This is a genomic window from Phycicoccus jejuensis, from assembly GCF_044797865.1.
Lineage (GTDB): Bacteria > Actinomycetota > Actinomycetes > Actinomycetales > Dermatophilaceae > Phycicoccus > Phycicoccus jejuensis.
This window is the reverse complement of the sequence record NZ_CP085209.1, coordinates 808,378-826,986: the sequence shown is the minus strand read 5'-3', so window position 1 is coordinate 826,986 and position 18,609 is coordinate 808,378. Positions and strand designations below refer to the sequence as shown.

19 protein-coding genes are annotated in these 18,609 nt (G+C 74.2%); 9 read left to right on the top strand and 10 right to left on the bottom strand.

The features are described 5' to 3' along the window. The first annotated feature begins 139 nt into the window (after nt 1–139). Nucleotides 140–1,636: a helix-turn-helix domain-containing protein gene (locus LG324_RS03790; RefSeq protein ID WP_404351940.1), complete on the top strand. Its 1,497-nt coding sequence runs from the start codon at nt 140–142 to the stop codon at nt 1,634–1,636. A gap of 102 nt (nt 1,637–1,738) precedes the next feature. Then, a complete protein-coding gene (locus tag LG324_RS03785) occupies nt 1,739–2,434 on the top strand; it encodes an SDR family NAD(P)-dependent oxidoreductase (protein ID WP_404351937.1) in 696 nt (231 codons plus the stop codon). An 18-nt stretch (nt 2,435–2,452) separates the two neighbouring features. Here LG324_RS03785 and LG324_RS03780 read toward each other — a convergent pair whose 3' ends face one another. From LG324_RS03780 to LG324_RS03765, 4 genes are all read right to left on the bottom strand, one after another. Next, the gene (locus LG324_RS03780) at nt 2,453–3,184 is read right to left on the bottom strand and encodes a glycosyltransferase (RefSeq protein WP_404351934.1); all 732 of its coding nucleotides are present in this window, start codon (nt 3,182–3,184) and stop codon (nt 2,453–2,455) included. Next, complete coding sequence (locus LG324_RS03775) at nt 3,181–4,572, bottom strand: PIG-L family deacetylase (RefSeq protein WP_404351931.1); 1,392 nt, start codon at nt 4,570–4,572, stop codon at nt 3,181–3,183. The genes LG324_RS03780 and LG324_RS03775 overlap by 4 nt, the downstream gene beginning before the upstream one ends. Then, complete coding sequence (locus LG324_RS03770) at nt 4,569–5,597, bottom strand: acyl-CoA dehydrogenase (protein ID WP_404351928.1); 1,029 nt, start codon at nt 5,595–5,597, stop codon at nt 4,569–4,571. The genes LG324_RS03775 and LG324_RS03770 overlap by 4 nt, the downstream gene beginning before the upstream one ends. A gap of 121 nt (nt 5,598–5,718) precedes the next feature. Beyond that, nucleotides 5,719–7,545, bottom strand: a complete 1,827-nt coding sequence (locus LG324_RS03765) for a GAF domain-containing SpoIIE family protein phosphatase (RefSeq protein ID WP_404351925.1) — start codon at nt 7,543–7,545, stop codon at nt 5,719–5,721. Nucleotides 7,546–7,719: 174 nt separating this feature from the next. Here LG324_RS03765 and LG324_RS03760 point away from each other — a divergent pair, with 174 nt between their 5' ends. After that, nucleotides 7,720–8,130, top strand: coding sequence for a DUF1232 domain-containing protein (locus tag LG324_RS03760; RefSeq protein WP_030526978.1), 411 nt, complete (start codon nt 7,720–7,722; stop codon nt 8,128–8,130). Between the two features lie 95 nt (nt 8,131–8,225). Continuing rightward, nucleotides 8,226–8,669, top strand: coding sequence for a PA2169 family four-helix-bundle protein (locus tag LG324_RS03755; RefSeq protein ID WP_030526979.1), 444 nt, complete (start codon nt 8,226–8,228; stop codon nt 8,667–8,669). A gap of 86 nt (nt 8,670–8,755) precedes the next feature. On the opposite strand, the gene LG324_RS03750 is transcribed toward LG324_RS03755, so the two are convergent. Beyond that, a complete protein-coding gene (locus LG324_RS03750) occupies nt 8,756–9,691 on the bottom strand; it encodes an acyl-ACP desaturase (RefSeq protein WP_030526980.1) in 936 nt (311 codons plus the stop codon). Between the two features lie 142 nt (nt 9,692–9,833). Between LG324_RS03750 and LG324_RS03745 the strand changes: the two genes are divergently transcribed. Next, nucleotides 9,834–10,367 carry a DUF1990 family protein gene (locus tag LG324_RS03745; protein ID WP_404351921.1) on the top strand — a complete coding sequence of 178 codons (534 nt, stop codon included), beginning with the start codon at nt 9,834–9,836 and terminating at the stop codon, nt 10,365–10,367. A gap of 26 nt (nt 10,368–10,393) precedes the next feature. Here the strand turns inward: LG324_RS03745 and LG324_RS03740 are convergent, their stop codons facing one another. Together LG324_RS03740 and LG324_RS03735 are read right to left on the bottom strand one after the other, a co-directional pair. Further along, nucleotides 10,394–10,627, bottom strand: coding sequence for a hypothetical protein (locus LG324_RS03740; protein WP_404351918.1), 234 nt, complete (start codon nt 10,625–10,627; stop codon nt 10,394–10,396). Next, entirely contained in the window at nt 10,591–10,899 is a 309-nt protein-coding gene (locus LG324_RS03735) for a nitroreductase/quinone reductase family protein (RefSeq protein ID WP_404353119.1), read from the bottom strand. Before LG324_RS03735 ends, LG324_RS03740 begins: the two co-directional genes overlap by 37 nt. Before the next feature lie 116 nt (nt 10,900–11,015). On the opposite strand from LG324_RS03735, the gene LG324_RS03730 reads away from it, so the two are divergent. Further along, a complete protein-coding gene (locus LG324_RS03730; protein ID WP_404351915.1) occupies nt 11,016–11,765 on the top strand; it encodes a hypothetical protein in 750 nt (249 codons plus the stop codon). A gap of 181 nt (nt 11,766–11,946) precedes the next feature. On the opposite strand, the gene LG324_RS03725 is transcribed toward LG324_RS03730, so the two are convergent. Continuing rightward, nucleotides 11,947–12,678 (bottom strand): hypothetical protein, encoded by a 732-nt coding sequence (locus tag LG324_RS03725; RefSeq protein WP_404351912.1) that lies wholly within the window; start codon nt 12,676–12,678, stop codon nt 11,947–11,949. A 139-nt stretch (nt 12,679–12,817) separates the two neighbouring features. Here LG324_RS03725 and LG324_RS03720 point away from each other — a divergent pair, with 139 nt between their 5' ends. Genes LG324_RS03720 through LG324_RS03710 form a run of 3 tightly spaced genes read left to right on the top strand, consistent with a single transcriptional unit; the run spans nt 12,818 to nt 15,890 of the window. Beyond that, on the top strand, nt 12,818–14,779 hold the full coding sequence (locus LG324_RS03720) for a sensor histidine kinase (protein ID WP_404351909.1): 1,962 nt from the start codon (nt 12,818–12,820) through the stop codon (nt 14,777–14,779). Beyond that, on the top strand, nt 14,767–15,414 hold the full coding sequence (locus tag LG324_RS03715; RefSeq protein WP_404351906.1) for a LuxR C-terminal-related transcriptional regulator: 648 nt from the start codon (nt 14,767–14,769) through the stop codon (nt 15,412–15,414). Before LG324_RS03720 ends, LG324_RS03715 begins: the two co-directional genes overlap by 13 nt. A 44-nt stretch (nt 15,415–15,458) precedes the next feature. Continuing rightward, a complete protein-coding gene (locus LG324_RS03710; protein WP_404351904.1) occupies nt 15,459–15,890 on the top strand; it encodes a GNAT family N-acetyltransferase in 432 nt (143 codons plus the stop codon). Nucleotides 15,891–15,974: 84 nt separating this feature from the next. On the opposite strand, the gene LG324_RS03705 is transcribed toward LG324_RS03710, so the two are convergent. Further along, entirely contained in the window at nt 15,975–16,616 is a 642-nt protein-coding gene (locus tag LG324_RS03705) for a response regulator (RefSeq protein ID WP_404351901.1), read from the bottom strand. Then, on the bottom strand, nt 16,613–18,478 hold the full coding sequence (locus LG324_RS03700) for a histidine kinase (RefSeq protein ID WP_404351898.1): 1,866 nt from the start codon (nt 18,476–18,478) through the stop codon (nt 16,613–16,615). The genes LG324_RS03705 and LG324_RS03700 overlap by 4 nt, the downstream gene beginning before the upstream one ends. Between the last annotated feature and the right edge of the window lie 131 nt (nt 18,479–18,609).

Genomic DNA, 18,609 nt, shown 5'->3' with positions numbered 1-18,609 from the left:
ACCTCGTCGTCGTGGACCCCACCGACGCTAGGTCGGCCACCGGAGGCGTCCCAGACCCCTCGTGTCCCACTTTGGGACACGGATCGCTGGCCTCCCGGACGGTGCGGGGTTACCGTCGGGAGGTCGGAAGGAGTCGGCGATGGGGCCGAGCGGCGGGTCACCACTCCCGGAGCGGGCGTCCGCGCCCTTCGGTGCCCCGGGGTCGGCCGTCGACCACCGGCTGCTCGCCTCGTGGCGCCGCAGCGAGGAGTACGGCGTCTCGCTCGAGTCCGTCGAGCCGGTCTGGGTCGGGCCCGTCGCCGACGGGTCGCTGTTCGCCGAGTGCGGCGGCGCGGTGCTCACCGACCTGCACCGCACGCTGGCCAACGAGCCGCTCTCGCTCATGCTCACCGACCCGGACGGGCTGGTCCTCAACCGCTTCTCCGGCGACACCTCGCTGCTGCGCGCCCTCGACGCCGTGCACCTCGCGCCGGGGTTCGCCTTCTCCGAGCGGGAGGCCGGGACCAACGGGCTGGGCCTGGCCCTCGCCGACCGCACGCCCTCGCTCGTCCGCGCCGAGGAGCACTACAGCGCGAGCCTGTGCACGTACACCTGCGCGGCCGTCCCGGTCCTCGACCCGGTGAGCGGCCGGCTCGAGGGCAGCGTCAACATCACGACGTGGGCCCGCTCCTCGGCCGACCTGCTGCTCGCCCTCGCGCAGTCGGCCGCGAGCACGACGAGCGCGATGATGCTCGCGCGCTCGCGGGGTCGCGCGCCGCGAACCCCGCCCAAGGGCGGTGTCTTCCGGGTGCAGCGCGGGCGCCTCGAGCCGGGCGCGGGCACGCTGCGCAGCGTCTCCGGCCCCTGGGTCCGCGCCCTCGAGGAGGCGACCGCCGGGCTGGCCGCGGGCCGGGTCGTCGCCGCGGTGGGCGAGCCGGGCGCCGGCCGCGCCACCCTGCTCGCCCAGGCCCTGCGCCGGGCCCACCCGCACCACCGCATCCTCAGCGCCGCGGCGCCCGCCCCCGACGACGTCGAGACCTGGCTGTCGCTGTGGACCCCGGAGCTGACCAAGCCCGACACCGCCGTCGTCGTCGAGAACGTCGACACCCTCCCCGCGTGGGCCGCGGCCGAGCTGCACCGGCGGGCCGTCGACGCCCTGCGATCCTCCCCCTCGGGCGAGCCGTCCGACCTGGCGTGGGCCGTCACCACCGAGTCGCTCGAGGCGGTGCCGGCGCCCCTGGCCGGGCTCGTCGCCTCGGCCGTGCGGGTCGCACCGCTGCGCGAGCGTCCTGACGACGTCATGCCGCTCGCCCGGTACGTCGGCCACCAGACGCGAATGCGCGAGGTCCACTTCACGCCCGCGGCCGAGCGCGTCCTCACGACGTACGCGTGGCCGGGCAACGTCGACGAGCTCGTGCGGGTCGTCCACGGGGCCGCCACCCGAGCCGAGACCGTCGACGTGCGACACCTGCCCGGGGAGCTGACGGCCACCCGCGGCCACCGGCTCTCGCGGCTGGAGTCGCTCGAGCGCGACGAGATCGCGCGCACCCTCACCGCGCCCGGTGTCACCGTCAAGCAGGCCGCGACCGAGCTCGGGATGAGCCGCTCGACCCTCTACCGCAAGATCAGCCACTACGGCCTCGACGACCTGCGCTGAGACATCGCTGGGGACGGGTCGGGCCGAGTCGTCGCCCGGGCGGTGCCGCCTTGTCATGATGACCCGGGGCGCCGAGCAGGCGGCCGCCCCGGAAGGAGCGTCGTGCCCAGGGTCGTGGCCATCACCGGAGCATGTTCGGAGACGGCGGTCGAGGCAGCCGCGCGCTTCGCCGGTCGGGGCGACCGCGTCGCGCTGCTGTCCCGCACCCCCATCGCGGTCGACGAGCTCGTCACCGCGCTGCGCCGCTCGGGGGCCGACGCGATGGGGGTCGTCGTCGACACGACCGACCCCGACGCCGTCGAGTCCGCCGTGGCCCGCATCGAGGTCGAGCTGGGGCCGGTCGACGTCTGGGTCAACACGGCCGACGACCCGCGCGACCGCAGCTTCCGCGACCACGAGCCGCGCGAGTTCCGGGCGATCACCGAGCAGCTCTACCTCGGGCACGTCCACACGACGATGGCGGTGCTCGAGCGGATGCGCGAGCGCGGCCGGGGCACGATCGTCCACGTCACGTCGGCGGCCGCCCGGCGCGGCCGGGCCGGGCAGTCGGCCCGGTCGGGCGCGGAGGCCGCGGTCCGTGGCTTCCACGAGTCCGTCACCGAGGAGCTGCGCACCGAGGGCAGCCCGGTGCGCCTGGCGCTCGTCGAGCGGGGCGAGGGCGACAGCACCGCGACCGCCGCGTCGGCGGTCGTGCGCGCGGCCGCCGGATCGTCCCCGCGCGAGCTGACGGCGGCGGCCGGGCTCCTCGCCGCGGCCGCGACGGGGGTCGGGATGGCGGTGCGGCGCCGCCGCCGCTGACCCGGACCGCGCTGCGGCTCAGGCCGGCTCGACCCCGACCTCGGCACTCGGCGTGACGAGGAGGTCGCCGAGGTACGCGGCGAACCCGCCCGGCGACCGGCCGACGAGCCGGGCCGAGGTGACGACCCGCAGCCGGTCGGTGGCGACCGACGCCCGCCCGGCCGCCCGGACCCGGCGGACGAGCTCGACGTCCTCGTGGGTGGGCCACGGAGGAAAGCCACCGGCCTCGTCGTAGGCGTCGGCGCGGACACCGAGGTTCGCCCCGTGGACGTGGGGATGGCCCTCCTCGAGGACGTGGCGGGCGCGCCACGCGGCGGCGAGGCCGGGCGCGAGCTCGGGATGCGGCTCGACCGTGCCGACCACGAGGTCGTGGCCGGCGTCGGCGAGCCGGACCTGTTCGCTCAGCCAGTGCGCCGGCACCTCGGAGTCCGCGTCGGTCGACGCCAGCCACGTCGCCCCGCTGCGGGCGCGCACGGCTCCGGGCATCGACCGGCCGACGGTGACCGCGAGGTGCCTCGCGGCGCCCGCCGCACCGGCGTCGAGCGCCACGGCGAGGGCCGGGTGCGCCGCGACGACGGACGCCGACGCGTCGCGGCAGCGGTCCAGGGCGACGACGACGTCGACGCCGAGGCCGGGACGGTGGTCCGCGAGGTCACGGACCGCCCGTCCGATCGCGGCCAGGCAGCGGTCGAGGACCAGCTCCTCGTCGCGCGCCGGGACCGCCACGACGACGTGGCGCACGGGCGTCACGCGCGCCCCTCGCGCTCGGCGACCGAGCCGGGCAGGCCGCCCCACAGGTCGACGACCACGTCGTCGTCCTCGAGGTGCACCCGGTGCGGGAGGTCCCCGAGGACCGAGGCCGCGACCTCGTGGACGAGGGGGCCGTCGAGCGGCACGTCCTCGGTGGCGTGGCGCCAGTGCACGAGGAGCACCTCGCCCGAGGCGGCGAGGGTCGACCGGACGCGCCGCAGCGTCTCGAGGAGCTCGGTCGGCCGCAGGAAGTAGCCCACCTCCGAGAGGACCGCGAGGTCGACGACGTCCTCCGGGGACCCGTCGTCCGGCAGCGCCTCCGGCACCCGTCCGAGCACCCAAGTGACGTGCGCGGGCGCGTCGCGCCGGGCGAGGTCGAGGGCCCGCGTGCTGACGTCCGTCGCCGTGACGCGATCCGCGAGCCCGGCCAGACGCCGGGTGAGGACTCCTGTGGCGCAGCCGATCTCCAGGACGTGCCCGTACCGCTCCCTCGGCAGGACGGCGACCGTCAGGTCGCGCTTGCGTCGCTCGTAGAACGAGCCGTGGAAGCCCCAGGGGTCCTCGTTCCCGTCGTACATCGCGTCGAAGGTCTCCGACCCCGCCTCTCGCGCGAGCTCCGGCAGCGCGCTTCCGTCGCCGAGGACCAGCTCGACCGGTCGGGAGGCCCGGCGCAGCACCGGCGGCGGGAGCACCGGCTGGTCCCCCGGGGCCGGCCCGAGCGGGGCCGACTGCGAGCCGTACTCGCGCAGCGCGGCGGCCCGCCGGTCGTGCGCGGCCCGGTCGAGCTCGACGACGTGGGCCCGGGCCCACGGCAGCTCGTCGGGAGTCGCCCAGTGCCACAGCCACACCGGGTACTGGAGCAGCGTCGCGCCGCGCCGTCGGACGGCGTTGCCCGCCGCGGCCCCGAGGGCGTCGTGGTCCGGGTGGCCGTCCCGGCTCCACGGCGCGACGACGAGGGACCCCGGGCGGACGAGCCCGTCCAGCGCGGCGTCGAGCTCGTCGCGCCGACGGTCCAACGACCCGTCGGCGAGCCCGAGGTGCCGCAGCTCCGCGTCGGGCGCGAGCGCTGCCACGGCGGCGGCCGCCTCGTCCCGGCGCACCGCGGCGAGCCGCTCGGGGTCCCACACCGAGGCGTCGGGGTGCGAGCCCTCGCCGTCCGTCACGACGACCACGCGGACGGGCATGCCGGCCCGGGCGGCCAACGCCACCAGGCCTCCCGCCCCGAGCGTCTCGTCGTCGGGGTGCGCCGCGAGGACCAGCAGCTCGTCGTGCGTCGCCGCCAGAGCGGGCACGTCCAGGACGGGGGCCAGCGCCCAGCGCGGGTCGCCGAGCCAGCGACTCTCGTCGGTGCCGGCGTCGGTGTGCCGGAACAGGACCGGGTCCGTCATCGGACCCCTCCAGCCTCGAGGACCATCGCTCCGAGCGCGGCGAGGTCGCGCTCGGCGTGGTGCTGGCGCAGGTAGACGGTGAGGTCGGCGACCCGCCCCGCGTGCTCGTCGTCGGCGGTGAGCGGCGCCGGTCCGAGCGCGTGGCCGACGAGGCGCAGCACCTCCTCGGCGGCCTCCGCGACGACCGCCCGCACCCGCGCCGCGAGCAGCGCTCCGGCGGAGCCGTCGGCCGTGCCGTCCGCGATCACCCGCGCCGCGTCGCGCAGCGCCAGCAGCGTGGCGTGCATCAGCCGGTCGACCGTGCCCAGGTGCACGAGGGCGACCTGGTCCGGGGGGCGGCGCGCGGCAGCGTCGACGAGGCGTCCCGCGACCGCGGCGGCCGCGCCGAACCACACCGCCGCCACCCCGATCCCGCCCCAGGCGAACCCGGGCCGCTCGAGGTACCACGAGCCCTCGCCGACCGGGACGGCCGGGACGTCGGTCAGCGTCATCGAGCCGGTGCGGACGGCGGCGAGGCCGCGCGGCACCCATCGGCCGTCGTCGTGCACGACCCCGGGGTGCCGCAGCGGGACGGCGTAGAGGCCGGGGCGCTCCCCCGCGTCGACCGTGACGAGGGCGTGGCTGACCACGGACGAGAGCGAGCACCAGGCCTTGGTGCCGTCGAGGCGCACCGACCCGTCACTCCCCGGGCGGGCGGCCAGCACGGCCCCGGGCGCTCGGGCCGCGTAGACACCGAAGGTGCTCGCCGCGTCGACCCCGAGCACCGAGAGGTCCGGGTCACCCGCCTGAGTGAGGATCGCGACCGCGTCAAGGTGGGGCTCGGCGGCGCGCGCGAGCGTCAGGTCGAGGGACCCCAGCGTCGCGAGGGTCGACAGGTAGCGCCACGGGTCGGCCGCCAGCCCCTCGGCCACTCGGTGCTCGTCGCGGGCGACGGCGAGGCCGGCGGCGACGTCACGCCCGTCCGGCTCGAGGTCGGGGCGTCGCCACTCCTGCGCCCGCCACGTCGTGTGCACCCGGGCGTCCACGCCCCACCGTCCTCACCGCCCGCCAGGGCCCTCGTCATCGTCGGCGAGGGGGTGTACCCCGCGGGGCGGGATCCACACCTGCGGCGGCTTCGCGGGTGACGCGAACAGCCGGTCGGACGGGTCAGGCGCTCATCCGGGGGGCTGCGACGCCGCCACCGGCGGTGGAGACGACGGTGCGGCGCAGCACGAGGGCCGCGACGTCGTCGTCGGCCGACTCGTCGCCGACGGTGCGGACCAGCCGCGAGAGCGCGTCGTCGAGGGTTGCGCCGCGCAGGGCGCGCATCGCGTTCTGCAGCCGGGTCAGACCCGTCTCGATGTCCTCGTCGCGGCGCTCGACGAGCCCGTCGGTGACGAGGAGCAGCGAGTCGCCCGGGCCGAACGGCAGCTCCAGGCCGTGCCGGCCGTCGGCGAGCCCGAGCGGCGGGCCGTCGGCGTCGGGCAGTCGCTCGACGCTGCCGTCGGGGTGGGCGAGCAGCGGGGGCAGGTGCCCGGCGCTGGCGACGTGCAGGGTGCCGGTGCGCGCGTCGGCGAGCACGTAGACGAGGGTCACGAGCTGGTCGGCGTCGAAGCGGGTGACCATCCGGTCGAGCGCGTCGAGGACCGACTCCGGCGTGGGGTCGACCGAGGCGAAGGCGCGCACCGAGGCCCGCATCTGGGCCATCGCGGCCGAGGCCGCGACCCCACGACCCATGACGTCACCGACGAAGGCCACGTGCCGGCCGTCCCCGACGGGGAAGGCGTCGTAGAAGTCGCCGCCGACCTCGGTGCGGCCGGACGGCTCGTAGCGCCAGGCGACCTCGAAGTCGTCGTCACCGGTGAGCCGCTCGGGCAGGACCGCCCGCTGCAGCTGCTCGGCGACGGCGCGCGTCTGCCCGTAGAGGTCGGCGTTGTCGAGGGCGCTGGCCGCGCGCCGGGCGAGGTGCTCGGCGAAGCGGACGTCGTCCTCGTCGTAGTGCCGGCCCGGTGTGCTCGAGCCCCACGTGAGCAGGCCCGCGACCCGGCCGCGGACGAAGAGCGGGACGATGAGGACGCTGCGCAGGTCGAGGGCGGCGAGCGCCGCGCGGTGGCCGGCGTCACGCGCGGTGCGGTCGAGGAGCTCGTCGGTGACCTCGGAGACGAGCATGGGCCGGCCGGTCTCGACCACGCGGTCGAGCCACGAGCCGCCCGCTGCGCCCTCGGGCCACCGCTCCCGCATCGCGGCGACGAGGTCGGCCGCGGCCGGGTCGGTGTGCGCCGAGGCGAGACGGCGGAGCGAGCCGCGTCGCACGACGTCAACGGCGCACCAGTCCGCGTAGCGCGGCACGGTCATCCGGGCCATCTTCGCGGTCGTGGCTCGCACGTCGAGGCTGCTCGCCAGCTGGATGGAGGCCTCCGCGAGGAAGGCGAGGCGGCTGGTCTGCCTCTCGGCGACGGCGGCGGCCTCGATGCGCTCGAGCGCCTGCGCGCAGGTGTCGGCGAGGACGTCGACGAACTCCAGCGCCGCGGGGTGCGGGGCGACCGCCTCCGGCACCGACAGGTGGATCGCGCCGATCGTGCGCTCGCTGCCCTGCAGCGGCACGGTGATGATGGTCCGCTCACCGCGGCCGGCGATCTCGGGGAACCGCCGGCTGATCTCGTCGGCACCGACGACGACGACGCGCTCGCCGGTGCGGATGGCGTGGGCCATCGAGTTTCCGGAGGACAGCGGGAAGGTGCGCCAGGCGCTCGCCTCGTCGGAGGGCAGCCCCCGCACCCCGATGAGACGGGCGTCGGTCTCGCCCTGCCGCAGGCCGAGCGCGGCGATCGTCGCGCCGACGGCATCCGCCATGTGCTCGGTGACGACCGTCGTCACGGCCTCGACCGTCGTGGCGCGCACGAGCTCGTTCGTGACGTGCGCGAGCTCGGTCAGTGTCTGACCGACCTGGCGGGGGAGGCGCGGCGTGCGCGGCGCTCCGTCGAACGGCTCCACGCTCGTCATCCTCGCAGGTGGAACGACTGCTTGTCAGCACCGACCATCGGGCAGGGGTCGAACGGACCGCCGTCCGGAGCCGCTCCGCCCCGTCCTCACGCGGCGTCCGGACCGTGCATCGACCGACGAAGGTGCCGAACGTTGCCCGCCCGCCCCTCCCGGCAGGATGGCTCCGTGGACGGATGGGTACGTGTGCTGCTCGCCGTCGCCGGCGGGCTCGTCCTGCTCTGGGCGGCACTGCTCGTCGTGCTCTGGCGCGCCCGGCCCGACGAGACCGGCCTCAAGGAGGCGCTGCGCCTGCTGCCGGACGTCGTCCGGCTGCTCGCGCGGCTGGCCCGTGACCGGTCGCTCCCCCGGGGCCTGCGGGTGCGCCTGTGGCTCCTGCTCGGCTACCTCGCCCTGCCGGTCGACCTCGTCCCGGACGTCGTCCCGGTCATCGGGTACGCGGACGACGCGGTCGTCGTCGCCCTCGCGCTGCGCTCCGTCACCCGCCGGGCCGGACCCGAGGCGCTCGAGCGGCACTGGCCCGGGAGCCCGGCCGGCCTCGCCGCGGTCCGTCGGCTGGCGGGCCTGCCGCCCGGCTGAGTGGCCGTCGGACAAGGTCCTCGACAGGACGGTTCGCGGGCGGGCCGCCGGGGTAGCGCAGGTGTCCAGCCACCTCGAACACGAAGGAGCACGACATGTCGGACGACGCCAAGGCGGCCAAGGAGCTCGTCGAGACCCTCAAGGACGGCGAGCGCGGGTTCGCGGACGCCGCCGAGAAGCTGCGCGACAGCGACCACCCGGAGTGGGCGACGACGCTGCAGCGTCTGTCGGAGCAGCGTGCGGGCTTCCACCGCGAGATCGTCGCGATGGGTCACGAGTACGGCGACGACGTCGACGAGAGCGGGTCGGCCGCGGCCGCCCTGCACCGTGGCTGGATCGCCCTCAAGGACGCCGTGACCGGTGACAGCCCCGACAGCGTGCTCGGCGCGGCCGTCACCGGCGAGGACCACGCGGTCCAGGAGTACGAGAAGGCGCTGGAGCAGGACCTGAGCGCGGGCTTCCGCGAGGTCGTCTCGCGTCAGCACGCCGATGTCGTCGCCGCCCGTGACGAGGTCAAGGCGCTGCAGACCGCGGGCTGACCCGCCTGTCCACGGCCCCGAGGGGCCCCGTCCGCGCCGGACGGGGCCCCTCGGTCGTGTGTGCGGTGCGTGAGGTGCGCTGCGCGTCAGGCGTTCTGGCGGGCGGCGAGCTTCGCGGCCCGCTCCTCCCGCTTCTCGACGAAGCGGGTCGCCTCGGCATCGAGCGACGACACGGCGGCGGCGAGCTCCTCGCGAGCCTTCTCGCCGTCGGCGTCGAGGCCCTCGAGCTCCCAGACGCCCCACTGCCGCAGCAGCGGCGCGACGATGTCGTCGTGGTGGATGCGCAGGTCGTAGATGCCGGCCATCGCCATCTGCACGGCCTTGCGGCCGAAGCCGGGGATGACCGAGCCCGGCATCTGGAAGGACACGACCTCGTCGGTGATCGCCCGCATCGTCTGGCTCGGGGTCAGCTCGAGCGCCGCCTGGATGATGTTGCGGTAGAAGATCATGTGGAGGTTCTCGTCCTTGGCCACCCGGATCAGCAGCTTCTCGGCGACGGGCTCCTCGGTGAACCGGCCCGTGTTGCGGTGCGAGACACGGGTCGCGAGCTCCTGGAACGACACGTAGGCGCAGACGTTGAGCAGCGGCTTGTCGCCCGAGTCGTAGCCGGTCTCCATCGTGTCCATGCGGGCACGCTCGAGCTCGTCGGGGTCCACGCCGCGCGTGACGAGGAGGTAGTCGCGGATGCAGAACGCGTGCCGGCCCTCCTCGGCCGTCCAGCGGTTGACCCACGCGCCCCAGGCGCTGTCGCGGCCGAAGGCCCGCTCGATCTCGCGGTGGTAGCTCGGCAGGTTGTCCTCGGTCAGGAGGTTGACCTCGAGGGCGGTGCGGGCGATCGGCGAGAGCTGTGACTGCTCGACCGACCACGGCTCGCCGCCGAGCTCCTTGAAGTCCCGGCCGAGCGACCACGGCACGTACTCGTGCGGCATCCACTCCTGCGCGGCGGCGAGGTGGCGGTTGAGGTTCTCCTCCACCGTGGGCTCGAGCGCGGCGAGCAGTCGGGCGCTGTCGAGTGTGGCCATGCGGGTCCTCCTCGTCGGGGGCGAACGCGTGGGCCGCGCCCACCCCCTGCCTACACCCTCGCCGGGCCCCGGGCCAGAGGGAGCGACGGACCAACCTCGCGCACTGCCACCGCCGGCCGCCACGAGGAGGCAGGATCGACCCGTGACCGTCGGCCTCCTCGACCCGCGCCATCGGGCGCGGCTGTCGTCGGCACACCTGTCCTACGAACGGCGCCCCGGCCTCCTTGATCGCCCACCGGACGGGTTTGCGCTGCTCGACGAGTCGACCATCCTGTCCCGCACCGACTTCGAGCGGGCCGCACACGACCTGCTCACCTGGCAGGTGCAGGCCCGCGCAGGGCTGCGCGTCCGCACCTCGCGGCTGCCGCTGCGCACCGGCACCGTGGTGGAGATGCGGTGGGGCGTCGGGCCGCCGGCGCTGCGCATCCCGTGCCGGGTCGTCGAGGTCGTCGACGAGCCCGGGCGCGCGGGGTTCACCTACGGCACGCTCGTCGGCCACCCCGAGGCCGGCGAAGAGCGCTTCCTGCTGGAGCGGCTCGACGACGGCCGCCTCCGCTTCCGCATCACCGCCGTCTCGCGGCCTGCGTTGCTCCCCGCCCGTCTCGCCGGCCCGGTGGGTCGCGCCGCCCAGCGGTGGATGACCCGCCGGTACCTCCGCGCCCTCGACCGGCCCTGACGGGTCGTGACGGTCAGGTGCCCACGTCAGGCGGGGGCGGGCAGGAGCTCGAAGACGGGGTGGAGGTGGGCCTCGCGGGCGAACACCTCGGGCGGGTCGTCGAGGCCCGCGCCGAAGTAGGGCCGGGTCGCGCGCGCCGTCCTCGCGTACACCTTGAGCACGGGACAGGCCTCGTCCGCCCCCACCTCGCGCACCCGGAACCGCTGCGTCGCAGCCCTCCTGGTCAGCCGGATCTCTCCTGCGGCGCGCGTGTTGAGCACCAGGGAACGGGGCCGTAGGGGGCGACGAGCCATCGCCGGCCGCCGACGTCGACGACGGTGACGGGGTTGCGCCGCTCACGGCCGGTCCGTCGACCGACCGTCGTCAGCACCCACGAGTGGGGGATGAGCCGGCGCGCGTGAGGACCGTCGTCACGGCGTTCTCGACACCGTGCAGACGGTACCGCGCGTACGTCCGGCGCGGCCCTGCGGCCGCCGCGCCCCCGGGACCGGTTATGCCCTCCACGGTAGGGGTGTCGCCGCGGCCTGACCAGCCCTCGGTGGATGCCTCCGGCGACCGGTGACAGGACCGCGTCAAGACGCGTCGGAGGGCGTCACGATCACGTGCCGCTCGCCGGGCAGGCTGCCCACCGGGCGGAGGCTGGTCCGCGTGACCGCCCCATCGCACACCGCATCCCCCGCGCCCCTCCCTCCCACCCGCTCGTCGGCCGGTGGCCCCGACTCGATGCTCGCGACGGCCGCCGAGCTCGTGGCCCGCGGCCTCGAGCAAGTGCTCGCCGCAGCCCGATCCGGGGATGCCACCGCGGCCCGCCGCGTCGTGCGCGGCTCCGGCCGTCGCCGGCTCGCGTGCAGCCGCGCGGACAGCTGCGCCCGCGTCCGGGTCGCCCATCGTGCGACTTCGCCGCGGTCCCTGCCCCGCACGGCGTCGGAGCTGCGGCTCGTCGCCGAGCTCGACCACCTCGACGGCCTCGTCGACAGCCTCGCCCGTCAGGTGGCGGCCGGCGCCCTCACCCCTGCGATGCTCGCGGACCTCGGCGACGACCTCGACGCCCTGGCGTCGTGCGGCGTCGCCCGGTTGCGTCGGCTGCCGACGCTCACGGGGCCCGCGATGGACGGCGACCACCTCCGCGACGGCGACGCCCTCCGCGCCGTGCTCGACCACCTGCCTGTCGTCGCGGAGGCGCCGGCACGGCGGGGCCCGCAGCCGGTGCTGACCTGCCGGCGCATCGTCGAGTCGGTGCTCGCGGCGTCGTCGCTCGCCACGCGCATCGCCTGCGCCGGCTCGCCCCCCGGCACCTCGGACAGAGCAGGGCCGCGGCCGCGTCTCCGCCGGCCGGGGCCCGTTTCACTGTCTCAACACAGTGCGCGCCCGAAGGGATTCGAACCCCTCACCTTCTGATCCGTAGGCCCGTTCCGGCCCTGAAACGCCCGGACGCGCATCGACCGGACGCGACCCGAGATCTGACGTTTCCGCTGGTCAGAGCGGATAGGACACGTCCCGTCGCGCCAAGGCGCATCGTTACGGAATCGAGACTGCGAATGAGTTTTGGGGCCCATCTTGGGGCCCACGCGAGGGCTCCTCACTGTGGTTGCGGCTGGAGGTCCCACTCCTCGTCCGCCGTCCGGAGGACGGCGCCGGCGACGAGCGCGTAGCCGACGGTGGTGGCGCCCCAGCCGAGGACGACGTCGAGCAGACGGTTCGGGACGACGACGGCAGAGACGACGTGTACGGGCTGGGCCACGGCGATGACGAGCCCGACCCACCAGGGGACGACCTTGGCCCTGACGACGGCGATGGCGACGAGCACCATGCCGACGAGGTGGCCGATGACGAAGGACAGCGCGCCCGCGAGCATCGGGGGGTGATCCATGAGTAGGGCTGCGGTCCCGGCCACCGAGGCCTGGTCGTCGCCGCGGCCAAGGAGCGCGGAGGTCAGGACGTCGGGGGCGCTGACGGCGCTGCCGAGGGCATAGGCGCCAAAGAGGACGGCTGTCCCCCAGGACGCGATGACGGGGGCACGGCGTCGGGCGACGAACCCCATCGCGAGCGCGCTGAGGAGGAGGAACGGGGTGGTGACGAGGGAGAGCCAGTTCATCAGCGCCCCGGCTTCCGGGTTGGCAGCGAACCCAGCGACCATCTCGGCGGGGGTGTCGTCGGTCCAGTAGGGCATCACGGCACGGATGGCGGTGACGCCCAGGGGCCCCAGGACGAGGGCGGCTGCGGCGAGCCACCGCCAGGAGCGGCGCAGGTCGCGCGGCGCGGTGTCGGGCGAGGTCTCGGTGTGGGTCGGGGTGTGACGGGTCGTGGTCACGGGAGGCTCCTGCGGAGTGGTCTGGTTGGGACCTCCACGGTGGGGGCGGGGGAACCGGCGCGTCGTCGGCGGTGGTACCGGACCTGCCGTCCGTGCCAGTACGGATGACGTCAGCTCGAGGGCCGCTCTAGCCTGAGCCATGCCGTGGCCGCGACGCATCACCCACCTGCTGTGGGCGGTCTCTGTCGTGCTGGTGGTGCTGACCGTCGTTGCGGTGCGCGACCTCGGCGATCCGGCCGGCGCCTGGATCGTCGGGGGTGCCGTGCTCGCGTCGGGTGTCCCGTTCGCGGCAGGCTTCCTTGCTGTCCGGCACGACCCCCGCAACTGGGTGGGCCCATGGCTCACCGCTGCCGGAGCGAACATCCTGCTGCAGATGGCCCACGGTAACTGGGCCGACGCCCTGGCCGCACCGCCGAGCGACCTCGCGGCCAGTGCGGAGCTCCTCAACCTCACCCAGGGCATCTGGATGGGCTGGTTCCTGCCGTTCGCGATGGTGCTGCTCCTCTTCCCCGACGGCCGCCCGAACGACGCGTGGGCTCGGCGGACGACGATCGCCCTTCCCCTCTCGGTGGTCGCGTTCAACCTCTTCCTCGCGGTGGCGCCTGGGCCGCTGATGCCCCCGCTGGACGACTGGCCGCGCCCGTTCGGGGAGCACTGGGTCGGCTACGGCGCCATCCCCGCGCTGGTGGTGTTCTACGCCTGCCTGGTCCTGGCGGCGTTGGCGACCCGTCGTCGCTACCGGGCCGCGGCCGACGAGCTGGAACGAGCGCGGCTGCGGTGGATGTTCGTCGCCTGCCTGACGGTTCCGGCGACGATCCTGTTGTGCTGGGCGGGTTACCTGCTCACCGGGACACCCATCGTCGCCCTCGGTGGCCTGATCGCGATGAACATCGCGATCCCGGCCGCCACCTTGGTGGCGATGCTGCGCCATGACCTCTACGACGTCGACCGCGCGGTGGTGGCGGCGGCCGTCTACCCCGTGCTGGCGTTCCTCGTCGTGGCCGGCCACGCCACCGTGTCGTCCGCGGTCGCGCTGGCCGTGGCAGCGGACTCCACCGCACCGGCGGTGCTGGCGACTGTCGCCGTCGTCGTTCTGCTCCTGCCCGCGCGAGCCCTGCTGCTGCGCTTCCTGGGGAGGCGGCTGCACCCGCGGCGCGCCCGGGGCGTCGCGGCCGTCCAGGCGCTGGTCACCGACGTCCATGACGGCTCCAGGGAACCGGAAGAGCTCGAGTCCGTGTTGCGCGAGGCCATGCGCGACCCGGCGCTGCGCGTGGGCTACCGGTGGCCGGGTTCGGCCGGCTTCGTGGACGTGGCGGGGGACGCCGTTTCTGGGACGGGTGTCCCGATCCGCCTCAAGGGCAACGAGATCGGCCTGATCATGGCAGGTCCGGGCCGGGCACCTGTTCCCGAGGAGGTGGCGCGCGAAGCTGCTCTTGTCGCCGAGTCGACCCGGCTGCGCGGCGAGCTGGGACACGCCCTGGCCGAGGTCGAGGCGAGCCGACAACGGCTGCTGCGTGCCGGGTACGAGGAGCGGCGACGCCTCGAGATGGACCTGCACGACGGCGCCCAGCAGCGTCTGGTGTCCCTCGGCATGAGGTTGCGCGTCGCCCAGCGTCGCGTCGCCGCAGGCGGGTCGGTCGAGCTCGACGGCCTCGTCGACTCCGCCGTCGACGAGATCGCCACCGCCGTGGCCGAGCTGCGCCAGATCGCCCACGGCCTGCGGCCCAGCAGCCTCGACGACGGGCTGGCCCCCGCGCTCGAGAACCTCACACGGAGCAGCGCCCTCCCCCTGCGCCTGACCTTCGATGCCGACGAGCTTCCCGAGCACGTCAGCGTCACCGCCTACTACGTCGCGAGCGAGGGCGTGGCTAACGCCGTCAAGCATTCGGGCGCGCGGGAGGTCGAGGTCGCCGTGCGACGCGACCGCGGCAACGTCCTCGTGGCCGTCCGCGACGACGGTTCCGGCGGAGCACGTATCACCCCCGGCTCGGGTCTGTCCATGCTCTGCGACCGGGTCCACGCCCTCGGCGGGCGCCTCTCCCTGCACAGCCCACCACTGGGCGGCACCGTCATGACCGCGGAGATCCCGTGCGGGTCGTGATCGGCGAGGACTCTGCCCTCTTCCGCGCCGGCCTACGGGCCCTGCTCACCGAGGTCGGGCACGACGTCGTCGCCGATGCCGGTGACGCACCCTCCGCCCTCGCGGCAGTCCTGGATCACCGCCCGGACGTCGCCGTGCTCGACATCCGGATGCCCCCGGACCATGCCGACGACGGCGCCCGGGTCGCGGCCGAGGTCCGAGAGGCCCTGCCCGACACAGCCGTGCTGTTGCTCTCCCAGCACGTCGAGTCCCGGCTACCGGTCCACCTCGTCGCCGGTGGACGGTTCGGCTACCTCCTCAAGGACCGCGTCCTCGACGTCGACGAGTTCATCGCCGCCCTCGACCGCGTCGCCGCCGGGGGATCAGCGCTAGACCCCGAGGTCGTCGCCCGTCTCATGGTCGGCAACAGGTCCGCCCTTCAGGAGCTCACCCCACGCGAGAGAGAGGTGCTCGGGCTCATGGCCGAAGGCCTCAGCAACGCCGGTGTGGCCCATCGCCTCGTCCTCACCGACCGCACGGTGGAGACCCACGTCAGCCGTATCCTCACCAAGCTCGGGCTGGCCGAGTCGGCCAACACCGAGCATCGCCGCGTCCTCGCCGTGCTGCGCTATCTCGAGAGCCACCGAAGCGGATGAGGTACGCAGCCCATCCGGGCGACGGGCCCGCGACAGGTGCTCGCGTGAGACTGGTCCCGGTCGACGCGGCCAACCGGGTGGCCGTGGCCGCCCTGACCGTCGCCCCGGAGCAGTCCCGGTTCGTCGCCAGCCCGACCCACTACCTGGCCCTGGGCGCCGGCGAGGCCCTCTGGCGCCCGCTCGCAGTCTGCGAGGAGGACACCGTGGTGGGGTTCCTCATGTGGGCCATCGACGAGGAGGATGCGAGCTGCTGGCTCGGCGGCATCGTCATCGACGGCCGGCACCAAGGGCGCGGGCTCGGGGGGTCCGCCGTCACCGCCGCGCTCGACCTCTTGGCCGACCGAGCGACCGACGGTGGGTTCGCCCTCTCGTACGGGCCCGACAACCGTCGGGCCGCGGCCCTCTACCGCGGCGTGGGGTTCGTCGAGACGGGCGAGCACGTCGACGGTGAGCTCGTCGCGCGCCTGCGTCGGTGAGCCTGGCCGGTCGCCAACGACCAAGCCCGCACCACGCCAACGTGGACAACCACGGGCAGCGCGCGAGCGGGCACCCCTCAGTGCTCACTCTCCGGCCATTCCGGACTCGCGTGCCTTGACGATCGCCGAAGCCCGATCGGACACGTGGAGCTTCGTGAAGACATTGGACACGTGGTTGCGCACCGTCTTGAGGTTGATCCCCAGCTCGTGGGCGATCGCCGCGTTCCCCTTCCCGTTGGCGATGAGCGAGAGCACCTCACGCTCGCGCTGGGTCAAGGACGGGAACGTCGACCGCGGGTGGTCGCCGTCCCGGGCGAAGTGGAGGATGACGCGGTCGGCGATCGCAGGGCCGAAGATCGCCTCACCGGCAGCCGCTGCTCGAACCGCCCGCTCGATCTCGTCCTGATCCGCCCCTTTGAGCACGTAGCCGCGGGCGCCGGCCCTCATCGCAGCGAAGACGGACGCATCGTCCTCGAACATCGTCAGCACCACCACCGAGAGCGAGCTGTGAAGACGCTTCAGCCGGCGGGTGCTCTCGATCCCGTCCAGGCCCGGCATCCGCAGGTCCATCAGCACGACGTCCGGCGGGACCTGTGCAGCCAGCTCGACCGCTTCCTCACCTGATGCCGCCTGGGCGACGACCTCGATGTCGTCGACGTCCGAGAGCATGAGCTCCAGCCCGCGACGGAAGGCAGGGTGGTCGTCGACGATCAGCAGCCGGATCATGCCCTCTCGCCCGCCTCGGCCAGATGACCCGGTGACGGCCGGTGAGGAAGGACCGCGTGGACCGACAGCCCGGTCCCCGGGGCCCCGTTCGTCAGCGTGCACGACCCCCCGAGCTCGGCGGCTCGCTCGCGCATCGACTCCCACCCCATCCCCGAGCGCGCCGTCGACGCGGCGCCTCGACCGTTGTCGGTGACCGTGATCGCGAACTCGTCGCCCGTGATGGTGATGTCGACCTCACACCGGGTGGCGCTCGCGTGGCGGGTCACGTTGGTCATCGCCTCCGCTGCGATGCGGAAGGCGGCGGTCTCGACCGCCGCAGGGAGGCCGGGCATCACGGTCGGCCCCCTCACCTCGAACACCACCGCCTCGGACAGGCCCAGTGCGCGCTGGCGGATGGCGGCGAGGAGGCCCACCTCGTCGATCGCCGGCGGCCGCAGGTCATCGACCAGTCGCCGGACCTCGTCGATGGCTTCCTTCACCTCCGAGCGGGCCTCCTTGAGAATGGCGTGCCGCTCCTGAGCATCGGTGCGGGTCTCGGCTGCGTTGAGCTTCAGGACCACGGCGGCCAGCGACGGTCCGATCCCGTCGTGGAGGTCTCTGCGCAGACGTCGACGCTCCTCCTCCCTCGCGGCGACGATCCGCGCTCGAGAGTCGCGCAGGGCGCCGTGGTGCCGATCGGCGAAGACGACCACTGCTGCGTACCTCGCGAGGTCTCGCAGCAGAGCGAGGTCTTCGGCGCCGAACCGGCCTCCTGGCGGTGACGCGACCACCAACGAGCCGATCACCTCGCCGCGGTGCTCGAGTGGGAAGCGGTGGTTGCCGTCATCCACCCCTGATCCGGTGTCGATCCGGGCCCAGTCGACGCGCACCGCCTCGGCAATGGTGGCGGAGATCGACGCGGTCAAGGTCTCCTGAGGAGCCGCCTCGGTCGCGTCGGCCAGCATCCGCAACGCGCGGTGCGGGTCGCCGCGGTACCCATGGACACGCCTCTCCACCCGCTGTCGCAACCACGAGTGCGCGGGGTGGATCACGACGGCGACGACAGCGACGGCCAGCAGGCCCCCGACCGTGCTGTCGCCGCCGAGCCGGCGCACTGCGTCCAGAACGGAGGCGTACATCACGAGGACGGCACCGGTCATCACCGTGGCCGTCACGGTTCTGCTCAGCACCACCCGGATGTCGAAGAGCCGGTGGCGCAGGGTCGCCACCGCGACAGTGAGCGGGACGGAGAGCGTCCCCACCCCCAGGGCGGCGATCACCAGCCATGTCTGGTCACCGAGCAGGAAGTGATTCGCCCAGGCGACGACAAGCGACACGGGCACGGTCCAAGCACCCCACACGAGCCACAGCAACCGAGTCCTCGCGTCCTCATGAGCCATGCGCAGACGGACGACCACCGCCACCCCTGCACCGACCACGAGGCAGACGAGCGCGACCAACCCGACAGTGCCGAGGATCGCCGAGACCGTCGAGGGCAACGCACCCAACGGTGGCGCCTGTCCAGGATGCTGCTCGGAGAAGGTCTCGCCATTGCCCACAGCCCCGACGACGAACGCCGCGACCCCCAGGACCTCGGCGCCGAGCCACCACCGCCATCGTGGAGACGGCAGGGCACCGTCGGGAAACAGGTGGGCCATCACGGCCGACCAGACGAACAGCAGAACCCATGCGCCCTGGGCGAGCTGGTCGAGAAGGAGGCCGGCACCCCCGCCCAGGACGTCGAGCGCCTGAAGACCGATCAATGCCACGGACGCGCCATGGCAGACGAGCAGCATTCCGATTGACACCTGGGCGCTGCGAAGGACCACCAAGAGTCCGAGAGCCACCGGCAGAGCCGCCGCGAATGTCACCGCACCACCCATGGACACCAGTGTGGGGTCGGCCCCACAGCCTCGTCAGCCCTCCCGGGACGAGTTCCCGGCCCGTTCGGGACATCTGCCTCATGCACCTGGACTTCTCGTGGCCACACCATCTGGCAGTCGGCGATGGTCGC